The organism is Micromonospora narathiwatensis (genome assembly GCF_900089605.1).
GTDB classification, from domain to species: Bacteria; Actinomycetota; Actinomycetes; order Mycobacteriales; family Micromonosporaceae; genus Micromonospora; species Micromonospora narathiwatensis.
In genome coordinates this window covers 2330982-2348953 of record NZ_LT594324.1, presented here as the reverse complement: position 1 = coordinate 2348953, position 17972 = coordinate 2330982, and the positions used below count along the sequence as shown (strand labels likewise).

General features: G+C 72.6%; 18 protein-coding genes. 8 read left to right on the top strand and 10 right to left on the bottom strand.

The annotated features are described in order from the left end of the window. Positions 1-23: 23 nt before the first annotated feature. The 5 genes from GA0070621_RS10170 to GA0070621_RS10150 are packed head-to-tail and all read right to left on the bottom strand — an operon-like array spanning position 24 to position 4162. Entirely contained in the window at positions 24-686 is a 663-nt protein-coding gene (locus tag GA0070621_RS10170; RefSeq protein WP_157739925.1) for a hypothetical protein, read from the bottom strand. Then, complete coding sequence (locus GA0070621_RS10165; protein ID WP_091193845.1) at positions 683-2152, bottom strand: hypothetical protein; 1470 nt, start codon at positions 2150-2152, stop codon at positions 683-685. Before GA0070621_RS10165 ends, GA0070621_RS10170 begins: the two co-directional genes overlap by 4 nt. After that, a complete protein-coding gene (locus GA0070621_RS10160) occupies positions 2149-2895 on the bottom strand; it encodes an ABC transporter ATP-binding protein (protein ID WP_091193842.1) in 747 nt (248 codons plus the stop codon). The genes GA0070621_RS10165 and GA0070621_RS10160 overlap by 4 nt, the downstream gene beginning before the upstream one ends. After that, complete coding sequence (locus GA0070621_RS10155) at positions 2892-3611, bottom strand: hypothetical protein (RefSeq protein ID WP_091193840.1); 720 nt, start codon at positions 3609-3611, stop codon at positions 2892-2894. The genes GA0070621_RS10160 and GA0070621_RS10155 overlap by 4 nt, the downstream gene beginning before the upstream one ends. Beyond that, a complete protein-coding gene (locus tag GA0070621_RS10150) occupies positions 3608-4162 on the bottom strand; it encodes an RNA polymerase sigma factor (RefSeq protein ID WP_091193837.1) in 555 nt (184 codons plus the stop codon). The genes GA0070621_RS10155 and GA0070621_RS10150 overlap by 4 nt, the downstream gene beginning before the upstream one ends. A 311-nt stretch (positions 4163-4473) precedes the next feature. Between GA0070621_RS10150 and GA0070621_RS10145 the strand changes: the two genes are divergently transcribed. Together GA0070621_RS10145 and GA0070621_RS10140 are read left to right on the top strand one after the other, a co-directional pair. Beyond that, positions 4474-5637 carry an FUSC family protein gene (locus GA0070621_RS10145; protein WP_091193833.1) on the top strand — a complete coding sequence of 388 codons (1164 nt, stop codon included), beginning with the start codon at positions 4474-4476 and terminating at the stop codon, positions 5635-5637. A gap of 102 nt (positions 5638-5739) precedes the next feature. Next, positions 5740-6978, top strand: coding sequence for a cytochrome P450 (locus GA0070621_RS10140; RefSeq protein WP_091193831.1), 1239 nt, complete (start codon positions 5740-5742; stop codon positions 6976-6978). Positions 6979-7063: 85 nt separating this feature from the next. Here the strand turns inward: GA0070621_RS10140 and GA0070621_RS10135 are convergent, their stop codons facing one another. Then, positions 7064-8764, bottom strand: a complete 1701-nt coding sequence (locus GA0070621_RS10135) for a tetratricopeptide repeat protein (protein ID WP_091193829.1) — start codon at positions 8762-8764, stop codon at positions 7064-7066. Between the two features lie 323 nt (positions 8765-9087). On the opposite strand from GA0070621_RS10135, the gene GA0070621_RS10130 reads away from it, so the two are divergent. Continuing rightward, entirely contained in the window at positions 9088-9447 is a 360-nt protein-coding gene (locus GA0070621_RS10130; protein WP_157739924.1) for a hypothetical protein, read from the top strand. A 76-nt stretch (positions 9448-9523) separates the two neighbouring features. Here the strand turns inward: GA0070621_RS10130 and GA0070621_RS10125 are convergent, their stop codons facing one another. Beyond that, positions 9524-10168: a DUF998 domain-containing protein gene (locus GA0070621_RS10125; RefSeq protein WP_091193825.1), complete on the bottom strand. Its 645-nt coding sequence runs from the start codon at positions 10166-10168 to the stop codon at positions 9524-9526. Between the two features lie 133 nt (positions 10169-10301). Between GA0070621_RS10125 and GA0070621_RS10120 the strand changes: the two genes are divergently transcribed. Further along, positions 10302-11597 (top strand): sensor histidine kinase, encoded by a 1296-nt coding sequence (locus GA0070621_RS10120; protein ID WP_091193822.1) that lies wholly within the window; start codon positions 10302-10304, stop codon positions 11595-11597. Then, complete coding sequence (locus tag GA0070621_RS10115) at positions 11585-12247, top strand: response regulator transcription factor (protein ID WP_091193819.1); 663 nt, start codon at positions 11585-11587, stop codon at positions 12245-12247. The genes GA0070621_RS10120 and GA0070621_RS10115 overlap by 13 nt, the downstream gene beginning before the upstream one ends. Before the next feature lie 105 nt (positions 12248-12352). Here the strand turns inward: GA0070621_RS10115 and GA0070621_RS10110 are convergent, their stop codons facing one another. After that, positions 12353-12640, bottom strand: a complete 288-nt coding sequence (locus GA0070621_RS10110; protein WP_091193817.1) for a DUF1905 domain-containing protein — start codon at positions 12638-12640, stop codon at positions 12353-12355. A 103-nt stretch (positions 12641-12743) separates the two neighbouring features. Here GA0070621_RS10110 and GA0070621_RS10105 point away from each other — a divergent pair, with 103 nt between their 5' ends. The 3 genes from GA0070621_RS10105 to GA0070621_RS10095 are packed head-to-tail and all read left to right on the top strand — an operon-like array spanning position 12744 to position 15067. After that, complete coding sequence (locus GA0070621_RS10105; protein WP_167666768.1) at positions 12744-13487, top strand: N-acetyltransferase; 744 nt, start codon at positions 12744-12746, stop codon at positions 13485-13487. Positions 13488-13513: 26 nt separating this feature from the next. After that, on the top strand, positions 13514-14827 hold the full coding sequence (locus GA0070621_RS10100; protein ID WP_091193814.1) for a TIGR04013 family B12-binding domain/radical SAM domain-containing protein: 1314 nt from the start codon (positions 13514-13516) through the stop codon (positions 14825-14827). Between the two features lie 36 nt (positions 14828-14863). Further along, complete coding sequence (locus GA0070621_RS10095; protein ID WP_091193812.1) at positions 14864-15067, top strand: hypothetical protein; 204 nt, start codon at positions 14864-14866, stop codon at positions 15065-15067. Between the two features lie 11 nt (positions 15068-15078). Here GA0070621_RS10095 and GA0070621_RS10090 read toward each other — a convergent pair whose 3' ends face one another. Both GA0070621_RS10090 and GA0070621_RS10085 read right to left on the bottom strand, forming a co-directional pair. After that, on the bottom strand, positions 15079-15411 hold the full coding sequence (locus GA0070621_RS10090; protein WP_091193809.1) for a nuclear transport factor 2 family protein: 333 nt from the start codon (positions 15409-15411) through the stop codon (positions 15079-15081). A gap of 10 nt (positions 15412-15421) precedes the next feature. Further along, positions 15422-17872 carry a glycoside hydrolase family 65 protein gene (locus tag GA0070621_RS10085; RefSeq protein WP_167666767.1) on the bottom strand — a complete coding sequence of 817 codons (2451 nt, stop codon included), beginning with the start codon at positions 17870-17872 and terminating at the stop codon, positions 15422-15424. Positions 17873-17972: the final 100 nt, after the last annotated feature.

The following is a 17972-nucleotide window of genomic DNA, read 5'->3' as shown; positions in this document are numbered from 1 at the left end:
GGGCGCTGCCCGTCGACACGTGCTCAGTCGACCGGATCGCGGGCTCCGCGCACCGTGACGAGCAACATTCCGGCGGCGAACACCAGGCCGGCGCACAGTACGGCGCCGATGTCGTGCCCGGGTCGGGCCGGCCAGATCCAGGGCGTGGTCAGGGCCGGACCGTGCCACTGCGTGTACAGCGCGTACACGGCGATTATCAGGTAGACCGTCGGGCCGGTCCAGGCCAGCGCCCCGCCGAGCAGGGCGGCGCAGAGCAGGCCGATGCCGGTCAGCCCGGCCGTGTTGCGGAGCACCTCCAGGGTGCCGCCCGCCAGGTGCGCACCGACGCCGGCGGCCGCCAGGGCACCGGCCGCGATGGTGGTCAGCGCCAAGACGGCGCCCAGCCGGAGGAACGGCAGCCGCCGGCCGGTGGCGCGTTCCGGCCCACCGAACGGGCTTGCCGTGGTGACCGCGATGACCGCGGCGCACGCGGCCTCGAAGATCAGCGGCAACTGCAGCGCGCCGTAGGCGTCCCAGGGCCAGTGCAGCGCGACCCGCAGCAGGACGGCGCAGGCCGCGACCGCGGCCAGCGCCACCGGGACCCGGCGGCTGGCCAGATGCAGACGCGCCAGGCGCAGGCCCGGCCGAAGCGCCTGGAGGTGAGCCACCCCACCGGCCGTCGCCTGACGCGCCTTGTCCCCGGTCATGGCAGCTGCGCCAGGGTGATGTGGCCGGCCCGCAGCGCGGCCAGATGCTCCCTGAGCCAGGCGCGCCGCGCGTCGGACGGCAGCGCGGCGAACCGCTGAGCCGCGGCGGCGATCTGCGCGTCCGGCTCTGTGGCGAAGGTCTTCAGGATCGCCGCGGTCACCGCCTGCTGGGCGGACGTGGGGCGGCGGCCCGCGCCCACAACGCTCGCCACGATCTCGTGCCCGGTCTGCGTCGCCACCGTGGCAGCCAGTTCGCGGCCGGTCAGGTGGGGGCCCGGTAGCTGGTTGGGCAGGAGCAGATGGAGCACCGGCGTCGCGCCGCTCGACGAAGGGACGTCCGCCCGGACCTCGACGGTGTTGTCCGCTCCCTGCGCATAGTTCGCGGCAACCTGTTCGATGCGAACCGGCGCGCCGGGCAGGCCCGCCACCTCGTCGAGCACCGGTTCAAGTGCGTCCGCCACCACGGATAGTTCAAAGGAATAGGCGGGGTGCAGGCAGACCGGGATCGGAGTGTTGCTGCAGACCGGGGTGTAGCGGATCGGACGGTCATCGGCCGGATCGTGCAGGGCGGGGATGGAAATCATGCCGTGCGCGCCGAGCCGGCCGGTGCCGGCCAGGGCGACGGCGCTGCCGGCCGCGAGCAGACCCACCGCCGTGATGACCACGGCGCACCGGAGCAGCCACCGCCCACCGGAGCCGACGGGCAGACCGAGTACGCCCAGCAGGGCCGCGGTGAGACCGGCGAGGAAGATCACCTGGGCGATGGGCAGGTCGGGCAGGTAGGGGTGGAAGATCGCGGCGCCCTCGTTGGGGCCGATCTCCCAGGGACCGGCGACCAGCGGGGAAATCTGCCAGTACGACCGGTCCCCGTGGATGAACTGTGCGCCGAGTTCGAGCGCGAGGAAAGCGCCGACCGCGACCAGCGGCGGAGTGAACCGGCTGGGGCGCAGCGCCCCGGCAGCGAACCCGAGCGCGGCGAACGCCGGCACGCTCGCCGCGCCGACCACCGCCGGCCACCACAGCGGACCGCCCCAGGCACCCTGCCAGGCGGTGGCACCGTACACGGCAGCGACGCAGCCGAGGTAGGCGACGATCGCCCAGCCCGTGGTGGCGGCCCAGGCGGCGAGTTGACGGGCCCAGCGGGGCCGGGCGGTGCCCACCACCAGATCGGCCAGGCCATGGCGGCCCTCCCGCGACCCGGTCCAGGCCGCGGCACCGACGACCGTCGGCGCGAGAACCGCCACCGCCGTGGTCTGCATGGTCATGGCGCGGACATTCCACAACGGTGGGTACGCCATGCTCTGCCGGTGGTTGACGAGCCAGAACAGCGCGGCGGTCAGCGGCAGCATCCACAGCATCGCGTTGCGGCGCAGTTCCAGCCGCAGCAGCCGCCCGGCCGCGTCGAGCCGGCGGGGCGAATCCGGCGCCGCCCGGGTCGGTACCGGTGCGGGGTGCGCGGCGGTCATGCCCGTGCCTGCGCCAGGATCGCGCTGTATCCGCGTTCCAGCGGGGAATCTCCCGCCGCGTCGGTGCCCTCGGCGCGGACGGTCAACTCCTCCGGGGTGCCACGGAAGACGATCCTTCCGCGGTCCATCAGGCCGACCTGGGTGCAGGCGGCACCGACGTCCTCGACCAGGTGCGTGCTGACGATCACGGTGGCGCGCTGTCCGACGTCGCGCAGCAGGGCACGGAACGCCACCCGCTGTTCGGGATCCAGTCCGGCTGTCGGCTCGTCCAGCAGCAGCAGTTCGGGCTCGTTGACGATCGCCTGGGCGACCCCCACCCGGCGCAGCATCCCGCCGGAGAGGGTACGCAGCTTCGCCTTCGCCTGGTCACCCAGGCCCACCCGCTCGACCGCAGCCGCCACCGCGCGGTGCACCTCCGACGGCGGCATCTCCTTCAACAGAGCGAAGTATTCGACGAACTCCACGACCGTGAACCCCGGGTAGTAACCCAGGTTCTGCGGCAGGTAGCCGAGCCTGCGCCGGATCTGCTTGCGCTGCCCGTAGTCGCCGGGATCGCGGCCGAGCAGCCGGATACGCCCGGAGGTCGGCGGCAGCACCGTGGCCAGCATCCGCAGCAGCGATGTCTTGCCCGCCCCGTTCGGGCCGAGCAGTCCGAACACCCCGCGTCCGGTCGCCATCGTCACCCCGGCCACCGCCTGGGTTCGGCCGAGTCGCCGGGTCAGCTCGGTGGTCTCGACGTTCATGACGCTCCTTTCGGGATCCGGGTCGTGTACAGCACGATCGCCGCGCAGCAGCCGGCGAATGCCAGATAGGGAAGCGCCAGCGTGGAATCGGTGACCGCGGCGGTCAGCCGTCCGGCAACCACCTGCCCGGACAAGACTGTGATCACCCAGCCGGCGACACCCGCCACCACGCCCACGTTCGCGGACCTGGCGAGTGTCGCGGCGGCCAGGGCCAGCGCGCACACCGCGGTCATCGGGACCAGCCAGCCGAACGTGACCGCCGTGACGGCGCCCGACGAGGCCGAGGCGGCCAGCCCGAGCACCGCGTTCAGGCCGAACACCGCCAGTGCCCGGACCAGCAGCACCATCCGGTCGCTGACCGCCATGCTGCACGACAGCTCCCAGGCGGGGTCGACTCCCGGCCCGTACGCGTACGCGATGCCCGCCGCGGCGACGCCCGGGGCGAGCAGAGCCACGTACGGTGTCCCGGTCCCCCGGGTGGCCAGCGTCCCGGCGACCAGCACCACCGCGGTGGCGATGATCCACCCGAGCAGCAGCGACGGCGTGGTCACCAGCGCCCGGGCCAGGCCCGGTGCGCGCAGCACCCGAGCGGCCAGCCGTTCCACCGGCCCGGGACGGCGGCGCCACACCTGCGCGGCCACCCCGATCCAGACCCGGCCCAGATCGACGTCTGCCGGGTTCTCGCGGTCGCCGGTCACCTCATGTTCACCGGTCATCGCCCGCTCCCGTCCCGCAGAGGCCGGTCCCGCCGCAGCGCCGCCCGCAACAGCCGGCGGACCTGGTACGCGCGGCTCTTCACCGTGCCCTCGGGAACCTCCATCAGCTCAGCCACCTCCGCCACCGCCCTGTCCTCCACATACATCAGCCGCCACGTCTCGCGCTGCGGACTGCCCGCCGGCCCCAACGCCTCGACGGCATCCGCCAGTTCCAGCCTGGACAGTGCCGCCTCCACCGGGTCCGCGGACTGCGGCTCGTGGCTGTCGCCCACCGCGGACAGCAACGCCTCGGGCCGCCCGCGCCGGCGCAGCCACAGCGCGGCCTGCCGGCGGGCTATCCCCCACAGCCACCCGCCGGCACCCTCCCGCCGGTAGCCTCGGGCCCCCCGCCAGGCCGCCAGGAACGTCTCCTGCAGCACGTCCTCCACGTCGGCGGCGGGCAGCACCGCGCGCAGCCGGGCAGCCAGCCACGGCGCATGCCGCGAGAACAGCTCGCGCAGTGCCGTGTCGTCACCGCCCGCCATGGCGGCGATCAGTTCCTCGTTGTCCATCGCCTTCTCTGTTGCGTCTGGGCCGCAGGAGGTTCACCGAGGACACCACATTCTTCTCCGCTGTCACGTGATCCCTGCCGGGCGCTGCGGTGCCCGGTTACGCGGGGCCGTCGTCCGGCTCGGTGGAAGGCTGTCCGGGAACAGGAGCAGCGCGACGGAACGGGCGAGGTCGAAACCGGGCACCGCGCTCGCCTCAACGCCGAGCACCCTCACCGTCGGTGCCCGGGCCGAGCAGCGCTGATCGGGCTCGGACCCGCCCGGATAAGGTCTGGTGACCGGAATTGTTTCCGGCGGATCGGGAAGGCCGTCCCATGGCCTTCCGGGGTGCCCGAAACCAGCGGCCCAGCGATCCGGCCGGGCCCTCCGGGCGGGCGCGGGCGGCCGTACGGTCCTTCTTCGCCACCCGGCAACTGGCCGCCATCGCGGTGATCGCCGTTCAGGCCGGGCTCGCCACGGCCGCGGCCTGGATCATCGCCACGGACTTCCTCGGCCGCAACGCGCCGGTCTTCGCGCCCGCCGCCGCCCTCGCCACCATCGCCTCCGCAACCGGACAACGCACCAGACAGACCGTGGAACTACTCATCGGCGTAGGACTGGGCATCACCGTGTCCGACGCGTTGCTCTATTTCATCGGCAGCGGACCGTGGCAGATCGCCCTGGTCGTCTCCAGTTCCATCGCCCTGGGCCTGTTGGTCGCCGGCCGCAGCGGCGCCCTGGTCAGTCAGGCCGGCGCCACCGCCACGCTGTTCGCCACGCTCGCCGGCAACCAGCGCAACCTCGAACTACCCCGCATCCTCGACGCCGCCGTGGGCGCCTCGGTCGGTTTCCTCGCGGTGGCAACGCTGCTGCCCCTGGACCCGTTACGGTCCGTTGACCGCGCCGCCAAGCCGTTCTTCGCCAACCTCGCCGCCGCCATCCACACCACCGCCCAGGCCCTCGCCGCCGGCGACCGGAACCTGGCCATGCAGGCAATGGGCCGCCTCAACACCGTCGACACCGACGCCAAACACCTGAACGAAGCCTTGCTGGGCGCCGAGGAGGTCGTGACCATCGCCCCGTGGTGGCGCCACCAGCGTCGCAGCCGTTACCAGCAGATCCGCGCCGCCGCCAACCAGCTGGACGGCTTCACCACCGACATCCGGGTGATGATCCGGCGGGTGGCCACCCTCCTGGAGTACCAGGAGCCACTACCGCCGTCGCTGCACCGGGCGGTCAGCGCCCTCGGTGACGCCCTGAGCCATCTTCGCCGCGAGTGCGCCACCGCCCGGGGATCCGGGCAGGCCCGGAAGAGCATCCTCGAGGCCGCCCGCCTGGCCGGGCAGAGCGACCGGGCCCAGATCGGCCCGTTCGGCGAGACCATCACGTTGCAGATTCGCAGCGCCGCCAGCGATCTGATGCGCGCTACCGGCATCGCCCCCCAACAGGCCAACCAACTGGTCCGGGAAGCCGCCACCGAGGACGCCAAGGGCCGTTAGCACGGTGCCCGACAGTTCCTGTCCCAGGCAGGAACACGAGGTGACATAACAGTTCGCCATCGACCGATTGCCGAGAGTGCTGGTCGATGAGATCGTGTGCAAATGATCACCCCGGGTCAGGACATCGCCACTGGATTGCCCCATCCCTTCTACGTCGACGCCGACGGCGTGAACCGCCCGCCCGGCCCCGAGAAGCACCCGCACTACGCGCGGTTCGCCGCCTCCGGGTCCGGCGTGGTGCCGATCGTCCGCCAGGTCGGTGGCGAGCTGGTCCCGGCGTTGCTGATCTGCCGGTACGCGGACGTGCGGGAGGTGTTGCGCCGGCAGGACGTGTTCTCTCGGGCTGCCGCCGCGCACGCCGATCAGATCGACGTGGCGGGAACGATGCTCGGCATGGACGGTCCGGAGCACGCACGGGTGCGGGGCACGGTCAAGGACTCGTTCACGAAGCGGGCGGTGGCCGACCTGCACACCACCGTACGGGCGGCGGCCGAGGCCCGACTGGCCGAACTGATCGCCGGCGGCCACCCGGCCGACCTGGTCCGGGACTTCGCCATCCCCTTCACCCTCGACGTCGTCTGCGACCTGCTCGGCCTGCCCGAGAAAGATCGGCTGCAGTTCCGCCGGTGGGGCGACATGTTCCTCGGCGCCGGCGATCTCAGCCGCGACGACGCCGCCCGGTCCGCCGACGAAATGGGCGGCTACCTGTGGAACCAGCTCGACCAGCGACGCGGCTGTCCCACCGACGACCTGCTGACCCGGATCGCGACGGCCGCCGCCACCGAACCGATGGACGTCCAGGTCAAGCTGCCGATCTCACTGGTGGTCGGCGGTTGGGAGACCGCCGCCAGCTCGATCGCCACCTTCGTCCACGTGCTGCGGACCCGCCCGTACGAGAAGGACCGGACCGGGTGGGAGTACCTGCTCGACCATCCGGAGCAGGTGGACTCCGCCGTCACCGAGCTGGAACGGCTCTACTCCACCTCCAACGGCGACGAGATGCCGCGCCGGGTCATGGCGGACGTGGAGCTGCCCAGCGGCGCCCGGCTCGCCGAGGGCGACATCGTCATCCCGTCGCACGACGCCGCCAACCGTGATCCGGCGGTCTTTCCCGACCCGGAGCGGATGGACTTCGCTCGTGATCCGAACCCGCACCTGTCCTTCGGGTACGGCCCGCACCACTGCATCGGCGCCCACCTGGGGGCCCTCGAGGTCCGCACCGCCATCGCGCTGCTGCTGAGGGAGCTTCCCGGTCTGCGACTCGCGGTGCCCGCCGATCAGGTGTCGTGGAAGGCAGGGCACGCGATCCTCGGCCCTCCGGCGCTGCCGGTGACCTGGTAGCCGACCGTCGACCGCCACCGGCCAGCCAGGCGGGCGATCGGCGGCGAGGTCATCCCGTCCCGCCGGCGGCGGGCGGCGGGCGGGATCATCCGGCCAGGGCTCGGCGGCAGCGGGCCAGCTCCGCGCGCAGGTCGCGGCGCAGCGCCCGGTCCACACCGGGCTGGGCGAGCGCGTCGGCGAAATCGCGGGCGGCGTCGTCCCACCGCCCCAGCCGCGCCAACGCCGTACCCCGGTTGTAGCGGGGCACGGGCGCCGCGGAGAGCGCGACCGCCCGGTCCAGATCGGCCACGGCGGCGACCAACTCGCCACGGTCGAACCGTACGGCGGCCCGGTTCGTCCACGCCTCGACCAGCTCGGGATCGCCGTCCAGGGCCCGACTCAGCAGCTCCTCGGCCTCGGCGAGGCTGCCGCGCTCGGAGCGGATCAGCCCGAGGGTGCACAGCAGCGCGGGCTCCTGCGGGGCGAGCGTCAGCCCGGCCCGCGCGGCGGCCTCGGCAGCGTCGGCCGTGCCGCCCTCCAGGTGCAGGTTGACCAGGGCGATCCGGGCGTCGAGGTGCCCGGGGTCGATGGCGAGTACGCGCTCCAGGTCGACCCGGGCCCGCTCGGAGCGACCCCGCTCGTGCCGCAGCACGGCCCGGTTGTAGTACGCCTCGGGCAGGTGCGGTCCGAGGCGGACGGCGGTGTCGTAGTCCCTGATCGCGGCACGCCACCGGCCCGCCGCCCGGTGCAGGGCGGCCCGGTCCACGTAGTACTCACAGTTGTCGGGATCCTGCGCGATCACGACGTCGAGGTCGGCCAGCGCCCGCTCCGGATCGCCCAGGGCCAGGTGCACCTGCGCCCGGTTGTGGCGGAGCCGGGCCAGATCCTGCGGACGTTCACCGGGGGCGAGCACGGCCGTCAGCCGGGCCAGCCCGTCGTCGATCAGCCGCAGCGCGCGGGCCGGCTCACCCGCCCGGCTGTCCAGCAGGGCCAGACCCTGCTCGTAGAAGACGGTGGACATCACCCGTTGCCGCGGGTCGGCCAGCCCGGCGGCGAGGTGGAGCGCCTGTTCCAGCCACTGCCGCGCCCGCGCCGGATCCTGCTCGCCCGCCGGGAGGTGCCGGGCGTACAGCATGGCGGTGGCGTACGCGGCCGACATGGTGATCTTCGGGTCGTCGGTGGCGGCACGTGCCTCGTGGTAGAGATCGAGCGCTTCGGCGGCGCGGTCCAACGCCGCGAGCGCGGTCGCCAGGCCGGTGGTGAAGGCCCACCAGTGCCGCAGGTCGCCGTCCGGGGTCACCAGGGCGCGCCCGCGCCGGGCCGTCCGGGCCGCGTGATGGTAGAAGCCTCGGGCCAGGCTGTCGCCCAGGGCCGCGCGGATCGCCTCCGGGGCGGGGTCGGCCGCCACCGGCCGGTCGGCGCCGCCGTCGCGCAGGTCGAGGCGTACCGGGGTGGACGCGACTCGGCGGGTCAGCGCGTCCAGCAGTTCGCGGGTGGTCTCGTCGGCGTTGTCGACGTGGTCGAACCGCACCATGACCGGGTGCCGGAGCGTGCTCGCCCAGGCCGCCACGAACTCGGCCGCGCCGTAGGCCAGACAGGCGGTGCGGCGGGCGGGGTGAAACCGGATCGGCTCCTCCTCGGCGGCCGGTCGTGCCGCCGGGTCGAGCCGGGGTGCGATGGCGCGCAGTTCGACCGTGTGGCGCGACGCCAGGCGCGGGTGGTCGCCGGCGATCCGGGCGAGGAGGTCCGCGACCCCCGCGTACGGGCCGTGGTCGCGGTGGCAGTCGTAGCCGCGCTCGCCGGTCACGGCCGGCCCGCTCGCCGCAGGGGCGGGCGCCCGGGAGCGCCCGCCGTGCCGCGAGCTACCAGCACCACTCGATCCAGAGCCGGCGGGCGCCGGACAGCAGACGCAACGTGCTCTTGCGGCGGACGGTCATCTTCCTCACGGGCACCTCCGTTGAATCACGTCGGGACAGGCCCAGAGCCTAACCTCGATCGATGGAAATATGTAGAGTATTCGCTTCCTGCCGCGAAGATTTCCAACGGAGTTGCCGATAGTAGTTGAAGCTTCTTTTCGTATGCGGCTAGGCTCCGATGAAGATCCACCGTCCACCTTGGAGGTAATCGACCATGCGCAGACTGATGTCAGCGGTCGGAGCGGGCGCGTTGCTGACGGCGGGACTCTTCGTCGGCGCCGCCCCGGCACAGGCGGCGACCTGCACCCTGGTGCAGTCCGAGATCTACAACGGTGCCAACATCATCGCCTGGTCGCAGGGCCTGCAGGGCTGCGCCGGCGACGTCTACTGGGAGATCCAGTCAGGCGACAGCGGCGGCTGGCAGGTCGCCCAGAGCGGCACCACCTACTACGACAACGCGACCCAGAGCTACTACGGCGACGTCGACCTGCCGTGCTACCTGCGCGTCTACGCGAAGTTCGGCACGCAGGAGAAGCTGACGCAACCGGTGCGCAACAACAACTGCGGCGGCTGACGCCCGACGCCGGGCGGGGCGCCACCGCCCCGCCCGGCACACCACGGCAGGGACGAGACGATAGCGGCACCGACGGCTACCGCCGGGGGCCAGGGGCCTCCCGCATGACCCGGACCGCGACCACGACCGTCCAGGCGAGCAGCGGGAAGACGGCCACCCGCTCCATGCCGCCGACGCCGATCCCGAGGTCGACCTGCGCCAGGAACAGGACCGTGCCGGCCAGGCCGGTCAGGCCCAGCGCGAGGCTGTCCTCGCGCATCGCGCCCAGCACCGGCGACCGTCGGGCCAGCGCCGCCACGATCATCCCGACGTTACCGAGTACGAAGATCAGCAGTGCCGCGAGGAAGTGGTTGTTCTCGTTCACGTCCGCCGGGTACGCCCCGGCCAGGAGGTACCCGCCCGCACCGGCGAGCGCCAGCAGCCGCGTGGCCGTGGTGGCGGCGCCGCGGCCGAGCGCCGACCAGGTGAGCAGCACCCCGAGCGCGAGCAGCACGCCAGTGACGATCATGGCGCTGTTCATCGCCACGTGCCACGGCGAGCAGACCTCGCGCGGCCGGGTGGTGTCCCACCTGCCGCAGGTGACGTTGCCCAGGTCGCTGATGTTGTGAATGGCCCAGCTGAAAGGCGGGTGCCGCCACGCCAGCCCGCTGATCACGTTCGCGGCCAGGAACAGGGGTGCGGCGAGCAGCCAACTGTAGGAGCCGAGGCGATGGATGCGCATTCGCCCAGTGCAGCGCCCCAGGGTGGGATGACGCACTGGGCGCAGCCGGTCATTTCGGGGTAGGGCCAGGCATACCCCGAAAGGGGGTCCAGACGGCTGGGCCGGGCGACGGGCGCCTGGCTAGCTTGACGACATGACCGTGGACGAACCCCCGTACCTGGCCGCGGCGCTGCGCCGGCGCGACTACCTGATCTCCGCATGGCCCTGGCGGGCCCTGGCGTACGCCGTCACCACCGTGCCGATCGCCGGGGTGCTGACGGTCGCGCTGCTGATCGTCGGCGCGCCGCTGCTGGCGGTGGTCGGTGCGGTACGGCAGGACCGCCCCATCGGGCTGCCGATCATCCTGTTCCTCGCCGTCACCGGCATAGCCCTGGTGCTCCTCGCCCCGATCGTGACCATCCCGGTGACCATGCTCGAGCGGTGGCGACTCGGTGTCGTCGACCCGCGCCCGCTACCCGAGCAACGCCCCCGCAGCGGCCTGTCGGCGCGGTACACCAGCGCGACGGCGTGGCGGGAGGTCGTGTACGCCTGCTGGCTGGGTGGGGTCGTGCCGATCGCGTACTGGATGTTCTCGATGCTCGTCCTGCTGGACCTCACGCTGCTCGCCGGGCCATGGCTGGCCGCGGACGAAGACCGGGTGGTCCTGGTGTGGACCACGGTCGACACGCCCGGCCAGGCGATCCCCTACGCGATCGTGGGGCTCCTGCTCGTCCCGGTGCTGTGGTACCTGGCCGGCCTGCTCGTCGCCGGGCAGGCCGCCGTGGCCCGCCGGCTGCTCGGTGGGCCACCGGCCGACGGCGCGGCGCTGCGGGAGGTCACCCGCTCACGGGCCCGCCTGGTCGACGCGTACGAGGCGGAACGCCGGCGCATCGAGCGCGACGTGCACGACGGCGCGCAGCCCCGGCTGACCAGCCTCACCCTCCAACTGGGACTGGCCCGGCTCGACGTACCCGACGACTCGCCCGCCGCCCGGCCACTGGCCATCGCGCACGAGCAGGCCAAGGACCTGATGGTCACGCTCCGGCAGATCGTGCAGGGCATCCGGCCGCAGAACCTCACCGAACTCGGCCTGGCCGGCGCCGCGCGGGAACTGGCCGGCGAGGCCACCATCCCGGTCGCCGTCCACGCCGACCTCGCCCGCCCCCTGCCAGTGCTCGTCGAGACCACCGCCTACTTCGTGGTGTCGGAGGCACTGGGCAACGTCGCCCGGCACGCCCGGGCGACCCGGGCCGAGGTACGGCTGACCCAGGCGGGCCGCAACCTCGTCGTCGAGGTCTCCGATGACGGCTGCGGCGGTGCCAACCCGGCCCGGGGTACGGGTCTGACCGGCCTCGCCGACCGGGTCGCCGCCGTCGACGGGCGGTTGCTGCTCGCCAGCCCGGCCGGCGGGCCTACGCTCGTGCGGGTGGAGCTGCCGTGCCGCCCGTGATCCGCGTCGTGCTCGCCGAGGACGAGGTCCTGCTGCGCGAGGGTTTGGTCGGCCTGCTGACCAGGTTCCACTTCGAGGTGGTCGCCGCCGTCGGCTCGGCCCCGGCCCTGCTGGACGCGGTCCGCGCGGACGAGCCGGACCTGCTCGTGACCGACATCCGCATGCCGCCCGACCACCGCGACGACGGCCTGCGCGCGGCCGTCACGCTCCGGGCCGAACGGCCGCGGCTCGCGGTCGTCGTGCTGAGCCAGTACGTGCAGACCGAGTACGCCTCCGCGCTGCTCGACAGCGGCGACGGCCGGCGGGTCGGCTACCTGCTCAAGGACCGGGTCGCCGACGTCGCCGAGTTCGCCGACACCCTGCGCCGGGTGGTGGGCGGCGGAACGGCCATCGACCCCGACGTGGTCCGGCACCTGCTGCACCGGCCGCGCGACCCGCTCGCCGCCCTGTCCGCCCGCGAACGCGAGGTGCTCGCGCTGCTCGCCGAGGGTCACTCCAACGCGGCGATCGCGGCGCGGCTGCACGTCACCGAGGCGGCGATCGGCAAGCACGTCGGCAACATCCTGACCAAGCTGGACCTGCCGCCCAGCGACGACACCAACCGCCGGGTACTGGCGGTCCTCACCTACCTGCGCCGCCACGGCTCCTGAGGCGTAGACCGGTAGGTCAGCCGGCGGCGCGGGCCGGGCCAACGCCCGCGCTACCCGGCTGCGGCTGTAGTCGCCTCGTCGGATGGATCGCGGCGCACCGGCTGGTCAGACGTCGACGGTCAGTCGGACGGTCACCACGTCGCCCACCTCGATCCTCTCGGCGCTGCGCACCGACGCCCGCACCGGCACGACGTACCGCCCGTCCTTCGGGAAGAGCGACGTCCGCCACCCGGTGCTCCCGATCCGCGCCGTGACCGGGATCATGCCCCAGCCGTAGGTCACCGAGGCGGACGCCGCTGCCAGGTCACCGCACTGTTCCTCGGGAACGGTGACGAAGTGCCACGGCGCCGGGCCCCTCCAGAACCACATCTCGCCGCTGAACTCCAGATCCACCCGACCAGGATAGGTAGGCGGGGTCGTCGCGGAACGCCTCCCGCCGAGGACGGTCCCCGAAATTGGCGTGCTCTCCCACCGTTCGGCGCTCTACCCTGCCGCCGTGGCTATCGACATCGTGAGCTTGGCGGACCGCCCCGACCTCGCCCCGCGTCTGGACGAAGACTTCGACGGGGCATGGCCGCAGTTCATGCTCTGGGACCCGATAGCCTCCATGTACTACGGCGTCGCCCACGACCTCTTCCCCGAATTCGTCTTCGCCGCCGTCGACTCCACGGACCCGGGACGTGCCGTCGCGCGGGCGTACGCCGTGCCGTTGCGCTGGACGGAGGCGGAGCTTCCCGACGGCGGCTGGGACCGGGTGATCCAGCGTGGCCTCATCAACCGGCTCACCGGAGGCAGCCCGAACATCGTCTCGGCAATCGAAATCTGCATCCGCCCGGACCGGCGCGGAAGCGGGTTGTCCGCGTTGATGCTCGCCGCCATGCGGGAGGCCGTCGCGAAGCTCGGCTACGACACCCTCGTCGCCCCGGTCCGCCCGAGCGGCAAGCACACCCAGCCCGACCTGCCGATGACCGAGTACGCGGCGCAGGTCCGCGACGACGGCCTGCCGGTCGACCCGTGGCTGCGGGTGCACGTGCGCGCCGGCGGGCGCATCGAACGGGTCGCCACCCGATCCATGACGATCAGCGGGACGCTCGCCGACTGGCGCTCCTGGACGGGCCTGCCGTTCGACACCAGCGGCCCGGTGCACGTGCCGGGTGCCCTGGTGCCGGTGCACTGCGACGTCACCCACGACCACGCCGTGTACGTGGAGCCCAACGTCTGGGTCCGGCACCGGCTGTAGGCCCACCGGCTGGCACAATCGCCGCCATGGGCGCTCCCGAGCTGGTGCTGGTGCTGCGGTATCGCAAGGCGGTGACGTACGGACTGCACGTCCTGCTCGGGGCGCTGGAGCAGCACGAGACGTCCACCCGGTACGAGGTACGTTTCGGCGAGACCCCGGAGGCGACCGCGGCGCACATCCGGGCGGCGTCGGCCTCGGCGGCCCGGGTGCTGGTGCTGTGGTCGTTCTACTCCCCCGACGCCGAGGCGCTGGCCCGCGAGCTGGCCCAGATCCGCGCGCTGGCCGACGCGCCGAACGTGGCGCACCTCGCCGGCGGGGTGCACGCGACCGCCGAGCCCGTGCAGACCCTGGACGCCGGGTGGGACATCGCGGCGGTCGGAGAGGGCGAGCCGACGCTGCTGAGCCTGGTGGACGCGGTCGGCGACCCGACCGGCATCCCCGGCCTGGCCTACCGCGACGCCACCGGCGCGGTGGTGCGGACCGGGCGTCCCCAGCGGCGTCCGCTCGACGAGTTCCGCGGCTTCTCGCTCAGGTGGGACCGGTTCAACGCCCTTGAGATCACCCGAGGCTGTGTGTTCTCGTGCCGGTTCTGCCAGACCCCTTTCATGTTCTCGGCGAGGTTCCGGCACCGCAGCGTGGCGAACGTACGCTGGCACGTCGACGAGATGCGGCGGCGCGGGCTGCGCGACGTCCGGTTCATCACCCCCACCGCGCTGTCGTACGGCAGCCAGACCGACGAGCCGAACCTGGACGCGGTCGAGGAGCTGCTCGCGTCCTGCAAGGAGGGGATCGGCCCGGACGGGCGGGTCTTCTTCGGCTCGTTCCCGAGTGAGATCCGGCCCGAGCACGTCTCCCGCGAGGCGCTGCGGCTGGTCCGCAAGCACTGCGCCAACAACAACATCATCGTGGGCGCCCAGTCCGGCTCGGACCGCGTGCTCGACGCCGCAAAGCGGGGACACGGCGTCGAGGAGGTCAAACGGGCCGTACGTCTCGGCGTCGAGGAGGGCTTCCGGATCAACGTCGACATGATCTTCGGGATGCCGGGTGAGAACCAGGACGATGTCGACGCGTCGCTGCGCCTGGCCCGCGAACTCGCGGACCTGGGCGCCCGCATCCACGCCCACACCTTCATGCCGCTGCCGGGTACACCGTGGCGGGACGCGCCGCCCGGTGACGTGGCCCCGGAGACGATCAGCGAGGTCGACCGGCTCTCCCAGCGTGGCGCCCTCTACGGGCACTGGCAGAAGCAGCGCGACCACGCCGCCCGGCTGGCCGCGGCGGCCGAGGCGTATCCCCGCCCGGGCAGGAGCCGCACGATCCTGCCCGTCGCCGACGGCTGAGTCGAGGACACGAAACGCAGCTTCAACCACGAGCGGGTGTTCGAGTTTCGGCTCCGGGTGAATCCCGAGGAGTCCCTCGCGGACGACGGCTACGAGGTGACCATCGGCGACACCCTGAACGTCATCGAGGGTGCCCAGGCGGCCCACGAGATCAGGTTTCGGTGTGTCATCGACCACGACGACACGTCTCGCGTCAAGGTGTTCTGGGCCGACGAGGTGACTGGCCAGGATCACCCCTGATCCGGGCGCCGCTACTGCCGGATGTCGAGGGCGCCGATCAGGCCGTCGCGCAGCGTGAACCGGTGGCGCAGCCGGATCGGGCTGCCCGGGAACGTGCCCGACACGAGGGCTGTCACCACCAGGTTGCCGCCGGCCTCCTCCTCGACCGTCTCCGGCACGGCGTCGTACGCGTACTCGGCCGCGGTCCGCTCCCGCCAGGCGCGGATCGCGGCCGGGCCGTCGTAGGTGCGGTCCTCGTCGGCGACGATCGCGTCGTCGGTGAAGCAGGCGACGAAGGCGTCCACGTCCGATTCGCCGATGAGTCGGTAGTAGCGGGTGATCACGTCGGGAACGGTGACGGTCATCTGTCTCTCCTCAGGTCGGGGACCCGTTGACCGGGGCCGATGGTGGTAGGGCGACGGTGATGGTCGAGCCGGGGGCGAGCGGGAAGGACCTGTCCCGGACGGCCACCGGCACGGGCTCAGCCGCCCCTGGGGCGGCGGTGAGCCGCAGCCGTTCGTGGTCGACGTGCAGGGAGATCAACTGGTTGCGGTACCGGATGACGAAGTCGAGACGGTCGAGCCCCTCGGGCAGCAGCGGGTTGAGCCGGAGCAGGTCGTCGCGGATCTCCAGGCCGGTGTAGCACCGTTGCAGGATGTCCAGCGTTCCGGCGCTGGCGCCGAGGTGGATGCCGTTGCGCGTCGAGCCGCGCTGCGGATCCGCGAGGTCGGTGCCGAGCGCGGTCACCAGCATCTCGAAGGAGCGACGGCGGTCCGTCCGGGCCAGCACCCATGCGTGCGCGACGCGGCTCAGGGTGGATCCGTGCGTCGTACGGGACAGGTAGTAGTCGACGGTGTCGGGAATCCGGGCGGGGTCGAACTCGTACCCGAGGCCGCGCACCAGGGCGGTGAGTTCCTCGGCGCTGAACAGGTACAGCAGCATCAGCACGTCGGCCTGCTTGGAGATCCGGTACCGGTTCGGGTGGTCTCCCTCGGCCTGCAGCAGCGGCCCCAGTTGCCGCAGGTCGCCGTACCGCTGCCGGTAGCGGTCCCAGTCCAGCTCCGCCAGGTCGCCGTACCCTTCGAACTGGGCGAGTATCCCGTCGTCGAGGAAGGCCAGGCGCAGCCGCCGCCCGACGTGCGCCCAGCGGCGCCGCTCGTCGTCGGTCGGGGCGACCGCACGCCACGGCCTGGCCCCCGGGTGCCGGGCGACGATCGCGCAGGCCTCCACGGCGCGGCCGAGCACCCAGGCGACCATCACGTTGAGGTACGCGCAGTTGTCCAGCCCCTGGCCGGGCCGGCCCGGGTACCCGTCGTGGAACTCGTCCGGGCCCATCACGCCGCGGATGTCGTACCGGTCGTCGGCCGGGTCGTAGGTGGCCAGACCGGCCCAGAACCGCGCCGTCTCGACCAGCAGCTCCAGCCCGCAGGCGGCGAGGAACGACAGGTCGCCGGTGGTCTCCCAGTACCGCCACACGCAGTACGCCACGGCCAGGTTGACGTGCTGCTGCCGGCCGGTGTAGTCGTCCATCCACTCCCCCGTCACCGGGGACGGCGAACGTGACGGGCTCTCGTCCCGGCCGCTGTCGCCGCTCTGCCAGGGAAACAGGGCGCCCGGCATGCCCGCCCCGGCCGCCTGCCGCCGCGCCGCGGTCAACCGCCGGTGCCGGTACTCCAGCAGGGCCCGGGTCAGCTCCGGCATCCGCAGATCCAGGTACGGATAGACGAACAGCTCGTCCCAGAAGATGTGCCCGTGGTAGCCCTCGCCGTGCAGTCCCCGGGCGGGCACCCCGGCGTCCAGGCCGATGACGTGCGGCGACAGCGTCTGCAGCAGATGGAAGGTGTGCACCCGGATCGGCAGCTGCCAGGCGTGCTTCTCGCCGACGTCGAGCCGGAACCGTGCCCACAGCCGGGTCCACACGGCGGCGTGTTCGGCCAGCGCCAGGGCGAATTCGCCCGCCTGCCGCAGCTCCTCCAGGGCGGCGGACAACGGCACGGACACCACCCGGTCCCGGTTGGAGAAGACCGTGACGGTCTTCTCCACCACGACGCGTTCCCCGGGCGTCACGTCGATCCCGATCAGCTGACTCACGTCGTCCGGCCCGTGGATCGGCTGCCTGCTGTGGGCGACGCCATCGGAGATCCGGGTACGGGCCGCCACGGCCACCTGGTGTCGGGAGTTGGTCGTCACCGCCGTCAGCCAGACGGTCTCCGCGTCGTCCCCGCCGGTCGCGACCTCGGTGAGGTGCCGCCCGCAGCTCCCGGCCTCCGCCGGCGCGTTCGCGTTGACCACCCCGCCGTCGATGCCCGACCTGATCTCCAGCCGGCCGGACCAGTTCTCCGCGATGATGCTCGTCTGAAGCGCCGCCTGGTGGGGGTGCGCCATCGACACCAACCGGCGCTGCCGGACCCGGGTACGCCGCCGCGCCCGGTCGACCACGACCAGTTCCCGCAGGTACACCCCGCGCCGCAGGTCCAGCATCCGGTGCTCGTGCAGTCGCCGTCCCTGCCCGGACGCGAACCAGTCACCGCCGGCGGGACGGAACGTCAGCGGCAGCCAGTTGGGCAGGTTGACGATGCTCTCGTCACCCGCCGTGTCAAACAGCCGGTTGTGGAAGCCGGCGAGGTAGGTGCCCGGATAGTGGACGCCGTCGGCCGACGCCTCCGGAGCCGCCCCGCGGGTGGCCAGGTAGCCGTTGCCCAGGGTCAGGATCGTCTCCCGCGTGCCCTCCTCGTCGGGCGTCTCGCCGTCCCGGTACGCCAACGTCCAACCGGGCGGCGGAGGTCTGCTGCACAGCTCACACCCCGGGTCCACGTCCGCCGGCACCCCGTACTCCTCTTCCACGGCGCGGTGCCGTTTCCCGGTTCCGGGCCCGGCAAACCTCCGGCCGAAACCGAAATGGCGCGCCAAACCTGATCTTTCGACC